We start from the raw sequence: 9,566 nt of genomic DNA, 5'->3' as shown, positions 1-9,566 counted from the left end.
GTCGAACTTCGACTTCGACTGCGCAAACGCCGAACCCGACGCGAGCGCGACGGCGGCAACACCAACCATAAGAGCAATGCGTGACATGCGGATTGATCCTCCAAGCTGCAAGTTCGTTGGTCCGATTGACTGGACCATCGGCCTTATTGGCCTTTCATGAACGCGATTGAGTTGACACTCATGAATCGGATGTTCCATCGACGTTCCGAAACCAGAATGCGTTCGACGGAAGCACCTCCAAGACAAAACGATAATTCGGGAAACGGGGCAATCGAGATTCGGGATTCTGTGCTCTTTCACTCAAAACTGTGTCAAAAACGCCGCACAATGGTCATTTTGCACCTGCGAAATGGCGCCTGGACGTTGCCAACCCTGCAGTCGGAGGAAAAATTCTATTTTTGCCTATTTATGGAACATACGGTACAGTGAGAACGCCTCGTTCCCCCGTCTTTTCGCGTCACAACGCGCCATCCAGGGACCCCACCACCATGACCAACCTGTTGCTCCGCAACCATTCTCCCGACGAGACCGGACGCGTTCACCATGTGACGCCGGAATCGGCGGGCTGGCGTTTCATCGGTTTCGACCTGTTCCAACTGGCGGCAGGGCAAAGCGTCTGCGGTCGCAGCGAGGATCGTGAAACCTGTCTGGTGCTGGTGGCCGGACGCGCCGACGTGACGGCGGGCGATCAGAGTTGGGCCGACCTAGGCGACCGCATGAGTCCGTTCGAGGACAAGCGCCCCTTCGCCGTCTATCTGCCGCAAGGGGAATCCTGGCGGGTCACGGCCACCAGCGCGCTGGAATTGGCAGTCTGCACCGCCCCCGGCCAGAAGGGCGGTTTGCCGATTCGCCTGATTCGCCCGGAGGATGTGGCCTCGTCCGTGCGTGGGCAGGGCAGCAACACACGCCTTGTCTACGACATTCTGCCCGACTCGCAACCCGCCGACAGCCTGCTGGTGGTGGAGGTCGTGACCCCGCCCGGCAACTGGTCCAGCTACCCGCCGCACAAGCACGATCAGGACAATGGTGGGGCGGAAACCCAGCTTGAGGAAACCTATTACCACCGGATCGACCCGCCGCAGGGCTTCGCCTTCCAGCGCGTCTACACCGACGACCGGTCGCTGGACGAGGCGATGGCGGTGGAGAACGGCGATCTGGTGCTGGTCCCGCGCGGCTATCACCCGGTCGGCGCGGCCCATGGCTACACCGGCTATTACCTGAACGTCATGGCCGGGCCGCGCCGGGCCTGGCATTTCAACACCGCGCCGGAACACCGTTGGCTGCTCAAGCCCGCCTGAAAGTGGGAACGAGGCCGGATCCCGCGCTCAGGATCCGGCCTCCTCCTTGCCGTCCAACAGCTCCGCCAACGCCGACGCCAGTTGGTCCGCCGGGACGGCGTGCGGCAACACCCGCGCCGTCCGCCCCTGCCGGTCCAGCAGGTAGAAGAAGGCGGAATGGTCCATGGTGTAGGCGTCGCTCTCCCCACCCTGGGCGCGGGCGTAATAGACACGGTAGCGCTTGGCCGCCTCCGCCACCTGATCGGGGGTTCCGGTCAGGCCCAGAATGCGCGGGCTGAACAGGGCGGTGAACTCCGCGAGTTGAGCCGGGTTGTCGCGTTGCGGGTCGATGGTGACGAACAGCGGCTGCACCCCGTCGGCGCGGGGGCCGAGCCGGTCCAGCGCCTCGGCAACGATCTGCAAATCGGTCGGGCAGATGTCCGGGCAAAAGGTGTAGCCGAAGAACAGCACCACGACCCGGCCATGGAAATCCCGGTCGGTCACGGCCCGCCCGCGCTGATCGGTCAAGGCAAAGGGGCCGCCCAGCGCGGCCAGCAGCGCCTTGCCGTTGTCCGCCGTGTGTTGGGCCGCCCCGATCTGCGACCACACCGCCCCCACCGTCAGGAACAGCGCCACCGCCGCCCCCGCGATCCACGACCATCCTTTTGCGCCCATCGCGCCGCTCTCCACCGAAAAAGAAACCGAAACATGCGAAAGGGACCGCGCGGCGACGGCTCGCACCCGCCGCCGCGCGCCCGGACGGATCAGTCCACCGTGTCGTCGGCGGACAAATGATGCTCATGCCACACGGCGTTCAGGATCCCGCAGGTGCAGGCGAATCCGACGCCGAGAACCCAGGCGAAATACCACATGGGGGCGCTCTCCTCAGTACAGGCTGTTGCTGTGGCGCTGGACGTCCGCCGGGCTGACCGTTCCGCGCAGGGTGCGGAAGATGAAACCGGTGTAGGCCAACACGATGGGCAGAAAGATCAGGGTCGCCACCAGCATCACGAACAGGGTGACGTGGCTGGACGACGCGTCCCACACCGTCAGGCTGGCCGACGGCGCGACGCTGGACGGCATCAGGAAGGGGAACATGCTGACCCCCGCCGTGCCGACGACTCCGGCGATTCCCAGGCCGCTGGCGATGAAGGCGAGTCCCGCCCGTCCCGTCGCCGACAGCCCCCAGACCAGCAGCGGCCCGACCAGTCCCAGCGCCGGGGCCGCCATCATCCAGGGATGCGCGGCGTAATTGGCCATCCACGCGCCGGGCTGGCGCACCGCCTCCTTGAACAACGGGTTCGATGGGCCGTCCATCACCGCCGCCGTGGTCAGGGCATAGCCCGGCACGCCATAGAACACCCAGACACCGGCCAGCGCGAACAGGGCCACCGACACCGGCGCGCCGACGCGGATGAAGCCCCGCGCGCGGTCGCGCACCGCCCCTTCCGTCTTCAGCGACAGATACACCGCGCCGTGGGTAGTCAGCATCGCCAGCGACAGCAGCCCGGCCAGCAGGCCGAACGGGTTCAGCAGCTCGAACAGGCCACTGCCCTCATAGGCGACGCGCAGATCGCCGTCGATGCGGAACGGAACCCCCTGCAACAAATTGCCAAAGGCGACGCCGAACACCAGCGACGGAACCAGCCCCCCGGCGAACAGCGCCCAGTCCCAGAAGCTCCGCCACCGGGGATCGGCGATCTTGTTGCGGAACTCGAAACCGACCGGACGCAAAATCAGCGTCGCCAGCACCAGGAACAGGGCGATGTAGAAACCGGAAAAGGCCGCCGCGTAAATGGCAGGCCACGCGGCGAAGATCGCCCCGGCCCCCAAAATCAGCCACACCTGATTCCCGTCCCACACCGGGCCGATGCTGTTGATGGCCACACGCCGTTCCACATCGGTGCGCGCCACCAGCGGCAGCAACGCCGCCACCCCCAGATCGAACCCGTCCATGATGGCGAACCCGATCAGCAGAACGCCCAGAAACAGCCACCAGATCAGGCGGAGGATCTCGTAATCAACCAGATGGTGCATTGGATCTCTCCCTTTATTCGGCGGGCTGATGGGCGGGCGCGGCGGACGACGGGCGCAGCGCCTCGGCCGGTCCCAACCGGATGTATGTGCGCATCAGCACGACATCGACGACGGCCAGCGAGGAATAGAACAGGACGAAGCCGGTCAGGGTGAACAGCACCTGCGCCACCGACACGGAGGAGGAGGCGAGGAAGGTCGGCAGCACCCCGTCGATCGACCAGGGTTGCCGCCCGTATTCGGCCACGAACCACCCCAGCTCCGCCGCCACCCACGGCAAGGGCAGGCTCCACAGGCAAACCCTCAAGAACAGCGGGTGGCTGAAATCCCGTCGGCAGGACAGGGCGAAGGCCACCAGGAACAGGCCGATGAAGAAAAAGCCCAGCGCCACCATGATGCGGAAGCACCAGAACAGCGGCCCCACCCCCGGCACCGTGTCGCGCGCGGCCTTGGCGATGGTGGCGTCATCCGCCTTGCGCGGATCGGCGAGGTAGCGTTTCAACAGCAGCGCGTGGCCCAGATCGGCGGCGTGGGCGGTCAAGGTCGCGCGGGCCTCCGCGTCGGCCCGGTTGGCGCGCAACCGCTCCAGCGCGTCATAGGCGACCAGACCGTTGCGGATGCGCCGCTCCGCCCGCAGCACCAGATCGTCGATGCCGGGCAGCACGGTGTCGGTGGAGCGGGTGGCGATCAGCCCCAGCGCCCACGGCACCTTCACCTCGGCGTGGTTGACCCGGTTCTTGGTGTCGGGAATGGCGAACAGGGTGAAACCGGCGGGCGCTTCCTCCGTCTCCCACATCGCTTCGATGGCGGCGAGCTTCATTTTCTGGTGTTCGGACACGGCGTAACCGCTTTCGTCCCCCAGCACCACCACCGACAGGGCCGACGCCAGGCCAAAGGCCGAGGCGACGATCATCGACCGCTTGGCAAAGGCGGCGTGCCGCCCCTTCAGCAGGTAATAGGCGCTGACCGACAGCACGAAGATCGATCCGGTGACGTAACCTGCGCTGACGGTGTGGACGAACTTCGATTGGGCCACCGGGTTGAACATCAGCTCCCAGAAGGAGGTCAGCTCCATCCGCATGGTGTCGGGGTTGAACACCGCGCCAACCGGATTCTGCATCCAGCCGTTGGCGATCAGGATCCACAGGGCCGACAGGTTGGAGCCGATGGCGACCAGCCACGTCACCGTCAGATGGCCCAGCTTCGACAGCCGGTCCCACCCGAAGAAGAACAGGCCGACGAAGCTCGATTCCAGGAAGAAGGCCATCAACCCTTCGATGGCCAGCGGCGCGCCAAAGATGTCGCCGACATAATGGCTGTAATAGGCCCAGTTGGTGCCGAACTGGAATTCCATGGTGATGCCGGTGGCCACCCCCATGGCAAAATTGATGCCGAACAGCTTGCCCCAGAATTTGGTCATGTCGCGCCAGATGGCGCGCCCGGTCATCACATAGACGCTTTCCATGATGGCCAGCAGGAAGGACAGCCCCAGCGTCAGGGGCACGAACAGAAAGTGATAGAGCGCGGTCATGCCGAATTGCAGGCGCGACAGGCTCGACGGATCCAAATCAAACATCGTGCACAGACATCCTTATGAGCGCGGCGACGCCGGAACGGTCAGACGGTCGTCCATCACGGACTCGTCGATCACCGGGCGGTGCGCCGCGTCGAACAGGAACAGCCGCATCGCCACCACCACGCACAGCTTGACCAGCAGCGTGACGGCAATGGCGCGGGCCAACGGGCGGTCCGTCATCGGTCCATCTCCCGAACGTCGGTTGACCGGTTGAGGGAGGGCGCAACCACCATCCCCAACAACCCGAACAGCAGGGGCATGGACAGGAACAGGCTCCAATGCGGCGGGCGGTCGGCGCTGTGCAGCAGCGTGCGCAGGCCCGCGACGTCAAAGGCCAGCAGCAGCGCCACGAACAGGCCGCCGCCAAAGGCTCCGGCGGCGAATCCGGGCAGCAGGCGGCAGAACAGCCGCCAACCGGGCGGCGGTCGCCCGTGGGAACGGTCGGACAGAGGCATGGCAACGGGTTCCTCGGCGGGCGGCAGCGGGGCCGCCCACGGTCGATGAATGGCCCATCCCGGCCCCGCGCAAGGGCCCCGCGCAAGGGCCCTGCGCAAGGGCCCCGCGCAAGGGCGGCGTGTCGGGATGGGCCGTCGGCTCCATCAGGTCGGGAACCCCCACGGCGGCCCGCGCGGCCACGCCACCCCGACCGGACGGGCGGCGGGTGGCGGGTGCGGACGGTCGGAATACAGGGGCGGGCACAGCGTGGCCACGGGCAGGGCCAGCGTGGCGACCGTCGGCAGATCGGTGCCGCCCTGCAGGCCGGGCAGGCAGAACAGGCACAGGTCGCCGTGCGGCCGGTCGGCGTCCGGCGGAACGGGCTGGCCGGTGGCGCGGTCGATCACGACCATGCCGCCCGCCGTGCAAATCACGATGCGGTCGCCGGACAGATCCTGCGCGAACAGGGGCGACGACGGCGCGTCGGCGCGCGGCGGGTGTCCGCCAAGCGCCAGCAGATGGACCAGCAGCAGCCACACGCCCACGCTCGCGCCGATCCGGCGGCGGCGGTCGGGCCGCAGGCCAAAGAGGTGCCCAGCGGGCGTGCGCGTGGCAGAGGGGTGGAACGCGGTCATGACGCCGCTCGCGGTTCCGGTCGTCGCCTCAGACGGGCGCCAGGAAACGGAACGGAGCGGGCGTGGCGGACAGAAACACCATCATGGGATCATCCGGGAAATGGCCGGAGAATGGCCGGGGGATGGGGTCGCGGCCCCAGGGCGGCGGGGCGCGCAACGCACGGATTGCGCCGTGAAAACGGGGGAATAACGGCCACACATCCTTTCCGTTTGTATGAATCCGCAAGCGACGCGGATCCCCGGCGCGGAGGAGGTTTGGTGTGCTCGGACGGGCCGCAGCGACCGCTGGAGATGCCGGGGATTCACAACGCGGGCGGGGGTTGCCACGCGCACGCCAACGGGGCGGGCGGGATCCGCGCGCGAACAATCGCTCCGGTCAGCCGACGGACGGCGGTGCGCGGGCCTGGAGGCTGGACAGGAACCATCCGGCGGCGATGGCGTCGCCGGGCAAGGCGCGCGCGTCGTGCGCGGCAACCTGTTCGGTCGGCAGCGCCAGCGGCGGAACCGGCGGCAGCCCGGCCCCCGCCAGCAGCGGGCAGAGCGGGCAGTGGCCGGACGCGGCGGCCGTGCCGTCCTCGTCGGGGAGAGCCTGTCCGTCGGGGCCGACCTTGATGGTCTTGATCCCGTCCACCGAACAGATGGTGATGACGTCCGCCACCGTGCTGTTGGACGCGGCCATCGCCTGGGCGGGCATCATCACGCTCCAGGCCAGCGCTTGGCACAGGAAGGCCAGCGCGCCAACCATCAGGCTGACACGGCGACATCCCAGGGCAAGGCGGCGGAACAGAGACACCAGAACAAACGCCTTCGGTTGATGCTGCGGCTTATCACGGCGACGCGGTCGATCCCCGCCGCCGCAAGGCCCGAAAGCCGGAGCGCGACAGAGACGGATCAGCACCTTACGCGATTGCAGCATGCGGGGGAACCCGTCGTGTTCAAACGACGTTTCCCTGCGGTGTCGCACCCCCTGTCGCACCCCGCTGTCGGGGGTTGACAGGAAGCTGTCGCAAATGGGCCACCCGACGACCGCCAGCGGTGAAACACTGATTCCCGCCGATGCCTTGAAACCGGGAGCCATCCATGTCCGAATCCGTGTCCGTCGATGCCCTGATCGCGCGCCGCAAGCCCGGCTATTCGCTGGAAGCGCCCTTCTACACCAGCCAAAGCGTCTTTGATCTGGACCTGAAGGCGATCTTCGGACGCCATTGGATTTACGTGGCGGTGGAGCCGGAAATTCCCGAACCCGGCGATTGCGTGACGGTGGACATCGGTCGGGCGTCGGTCATCATCCTGCGCGACGACGACCTGCAGGTGCGCGCCTTTTACAACGTCTGCCGCCATCGCGGCGCGCGGTTGACGCCGGAGGGCGCGTCGTCCGTCGGCAATCTGGTGTGCCCCTATCACCAATGGACCTACGGCCTGGACGGTAAGCTGCTGTTCACCGAGCATATGGGCGCGGAGTTCGATCATTCCTGCCACGGGTTGAAGCCGGTGCATGTCCGCAGCGTCGGCGGCCTGATCTTCGTCTGTCTGGCCAAGGAGGCCCCCACCGACATCGACGCGCTGGCCGCCGCCATCGAGCCGTACATCCTCCCCCACGATCTGCGGAACTGCAAGATCGCCCATTCGACCGATCTGGTGGAGCTGGGCAATTGGAAGCTGACGATGGAGAACAACCGGGAATGCTACCATTGCGTCGGCAACCACCCGGAACTGACGGTCCCGCTGTTCGAATACGGGTTCGGCTTCGCGCCCGACAGCCTGGACGACAACCGCCGGGTTCACGCCGAACGTTATGACCAGCTTCTGGCCGAGTCCCACGCGCGGTGGGAGTCCATGGGCCTGCCGTCGCGCGAGATCGACCGGCTGACCGACATCACCGGCTTCCGCACCCAACGCCTGCCGATCGACGGCAGCGGCGAATCCCAGACCAAGGACACCCGCGTCGCCAGCCGCAAGACCCTGGGCAACCTGCCCGACCGCAGCCTGGGCGGCCTGTCCTTCTGGACCCAGCCGAACTCCTGGCACCATTTCATGTCCGACCACATCGTCACCTTCTCCGTCCTGCCGCTGACGCCCGACCGCACGCTCGTCCGCACCCGCTGGCTGGTGCACAAGGACGCGGTGGAAGGCGTGGATTACAACCTCCAAGCCCTGACGGAGGTCTGGACCGCCACCAACCAGCAGGACGCCGATCTGGTCGCCATCGCCCAGGCCGGGGCCACCAGCCCGGCCTATGAACCCGGCCCCTATTCCCCGCACACCGAAGGGTTGGTCGAGAAGTTCTGCGCGTGGTACATCGACCGTCTGTCGGCCCATCGTGGCCTGCATCGTGACCTGTCGGCGGGCGTTGAGGTGGCGGCATGACCAGCGGCGCGCACATCCCGGATTGGGCATCGGAGCTGACGGGGGCCGAGGCTCCCCTGTGGGATCCCGACCGCGACGACCGGCTGGTCTGCCGGGCGGTGCGGCAGGAAACCCACGACGTCAAAACCTTCGTCTTTTCCGGGCGCACGCCCTGCCGGTTCCGCTTCAAACCGGGGCAGTTCATCACGCTGGATCTGCCCATCGACGGCGGGATCGTGAACCGCTGCTACACGGTCGCCTCGTCGGCCGCCCGCCCGCACCGCATCGCCATCACGGTCAAGCGGGTGCCGGGCGGCCCGGCCTCCAACTGGTTGCACGACCACATGGTCCCGGGGCGCGAACTCCGCGCCACCGGCCCGATGGGGGAGTTCACCCCGGCGGACCGGCCATTGACCAAGCTGCTGTTCCTGTCGGCGGGCAGCGGCATCACCCCGCTGATGTCGATGGCGCGCACGCTCGACGATCTGGCGCTGGAGCGGGACGTCGTCTTCGTCCACGCCGCCCGCAGCCCAACCGACATCATCTTCCGCACCGAACTCGACGCCATGGCGCGGGCCGAAACCGGGTTCCGGCTGGCCCATGTCTGCGAGGCGGCGGGAGCGGAAGGGCAATGGCCGGGCTACAGCGGGCGGTTGTCGCTGCCGATGCTCCGCCTGATCGCCCCGGACCTGTTGGAGCGTGACCTCTATGTCTGCGGCCCCGCCCCCTTCATGGCGGCGGTGCGGGCGATGACGGCGGAGGCCGGGGTCAACCCGGCCCGTTACCACGAGGAAAGCTTCAACTTCGACGAACTTCCGGGCACCGCCGCCCCCGGCGAGGCGAGTCCAGCGGAACCGGCCCCAGCGGAACCGGCTGCCGCCGCAACCGGCTTCACGGTGGAGTTCGCCAAAAGCGGCAAGACCATCACCTGCGGCCCAGACACCCCCATCCTCACCGCCGCCGCTGCGGCGGGGCTGCGGTTGCCCTCCTCCTGCTCGCGCGGCCTGTGCGGCACCTGCAAGAGCAAGGTGATCTCCGGAACGGTGGCGATGAAGCACGGCGGCGGCATCCGCCAGCGCGAAATCGACGCGGGTCAGATCCTGCTCTGTTGCAGCCGCCCGACCAGCGATCTGGTGATCGACCGCTGACGGTCCTCCCTGGTCAGAGCAACGCGGGCGGGTGCCATTGCGGTCCCCACCCGTCTCCGCTCTCGACAGGGCGGGCACAACCCGGCATGAAGGCGTCGTCTCGGCATCAGGGGAG

11 protein-coding genes are annotated in these 9,566 nt (G+C 67.2%); 3 read left to right on the top strand and 8 right to left on the bottom strand.

Translation table 11 applies throughout. From position 1 onward, the window contains the following. Window positions 1-488: 488 nt before the first annotated feature. Window positions 489-1,298 (top strand): 5-deoxy-glucuronate isomerase, encoded by an 810-nt coding sequence (gene iolB, locus EJ903_RS22290; protein ID WP_126619617.1) that lies wholly within the window; start codon window positions 489-491, stop codon window positions 1,296-1,298. 27 nt (window positions 1,299-1,325) lie between these two features. Here iolB and EJ903_RS22285 read toward each other — a convergent pair whose 3' ends face one another. The 8 genes from EJ903_RS22285 to EJ903_RS27050 form a co-directional block, all read right to left on the bottom strand. Beyond that, window positions 1,326-1,952 (bottom strand): SCO family protein, encoded by a 627-nt coding sequence (locus EJ903_RS22285; RefSeq protein WP_126619615.1) that lies wholly within the window; start codon window positions 1,950-1,952, stop codon window positions 1,326-1,328. A gap of 89 nt (window positions 1,953-2,041) precedes the next feature. Continuing rightward, window positions 2,042-2,149, bottom strand: a complete 108-nt coding sequence (cydX, locus tag EJ903_RS22280; protein ID WP_126619613.1) for a cytochrome bd-I oxidase subunit CydX — start codon at window positions 2,147-2,149, stop codon at window positions 2,042-2,044. 13 nt (window positions 2,150-2,162) lie between these two features. After that, window positions 2,163-3,314, bottom strand: a complete 1,152-nt coding sequence (gene cydB / locus EJ903_RS22275; RefSeq protein WP_126619611.1) for a cytochrome d ubiquinol oxidase subunit II — start codon at window positions 3,312-3,314, stop codon at window positions 2,163-2,165. Window positions 3,315-3,327: 13 nt separating this feature from the next. Next, window positions 3,328-4,887: a cytochrome ubiquinol oxidase subunit I gene (locus EJ903_RS22270; RefSeq protein ID WP_126619609.1), complete on the bottom strand. Its 1,560-nt coding sequence runs from the start codon at window positions 4,885-4,887 to the stop codon at window positions 3,328-3,330. A 15-nt stretch (window positions 4,888-4,902) separates the two neighbouring features. Further along, entirely contained in the window at window positions 4,903-5,067 is a 165-nt protein-coding gene (locus EJ903_RS27055; RefSeq protein ID WP_158627981.1) for a hypothetical protein, read from the bottom strand. Beyond that, window positions 5,064-5,342, bottom strand: a complete 279-nt coding sequence (locus tag EJ903_RS22265; RefSeq protein ID WP_126619607.1) for a hypothetical protein — start codon at window positions 5,340-5,342, stop codon at window positions 5,064-5,066. The genes EJ903_RS27055 and EJ903_RS22265 overlap by 4 nt, the downstream gene beginning before the upstream one ends. Before the next feature lie 144 nt (window positions 5,343-5,486). Next, on the bottom strand, window positions 5,487-5,957 hold the full coding sequence (locus EJ903_RS22260; RefSeq protein ID WP_126619605.1) for a DUF2946 family protein: 471 nt from the start codon (window positions 5,955-5,957) through the stop codon (window positions 5,487-5,489). 376 nt (window positions 5,958-6,333) lie between these two features. Beyond that, window positions 6,334-6,750, bottom strand: coding sequence for a DUF2946 family protein (locus EJ903_RS27050; protein WP_158627980.1), 417 nt, complete (start codon window positions 6,748-6,750; stop codon window positions 6,334-6,336). A gap of 287 nt (window positions 6,751-7,037) precedes the next feature. On the opposite strand from EJ903_RS27050, the gene EJ903_RS22250 reads away from it, so the two are divergent. Then, entirely contained in the window at window positions 7,038-8,324 is a 1,287-nt protein-coding gene (locus EJ903_RS22250) for an aromatic ring-hydroxylating oxygenase subunit alpha (protein WP_126619601.1), read from the top strand. Next, the gene (locus tag EJ903_RS22245) at window positions 8,321-9,451 is read left to right on the top strand and encodes an FAD-binding oxidoreductase (RefSeq protein ID WP_126619599.1); all 1,131 of its coding nucleotides are present in this window, start codon (window positions 8,321-8,323) and stop codon (window positions 9,449-9,451) included. Before EJ903_RS22250 ends, EJ903_RS22245 begins: the two co-directional genes overlap by 4 nt. Window positions 9,452-9,566 lie beyond the last annotated feature (115 nt).

Origin of the sequence: Azospirillum griseum (assembly GCF_003966125.1) — a bacterium.
In the GTDB taxonomy this organism is placed as follows: Bacteria; Pseudomonadota; Alphaproteobacteria; order Azospirillales; family Azospirillaceae; genus Azospirillum; species Azospirillum griseum.
Note: the sequence above shows the minus strand (reverse complement) of the source record. Positions and strands in the feature narration are given on the sequence as shown.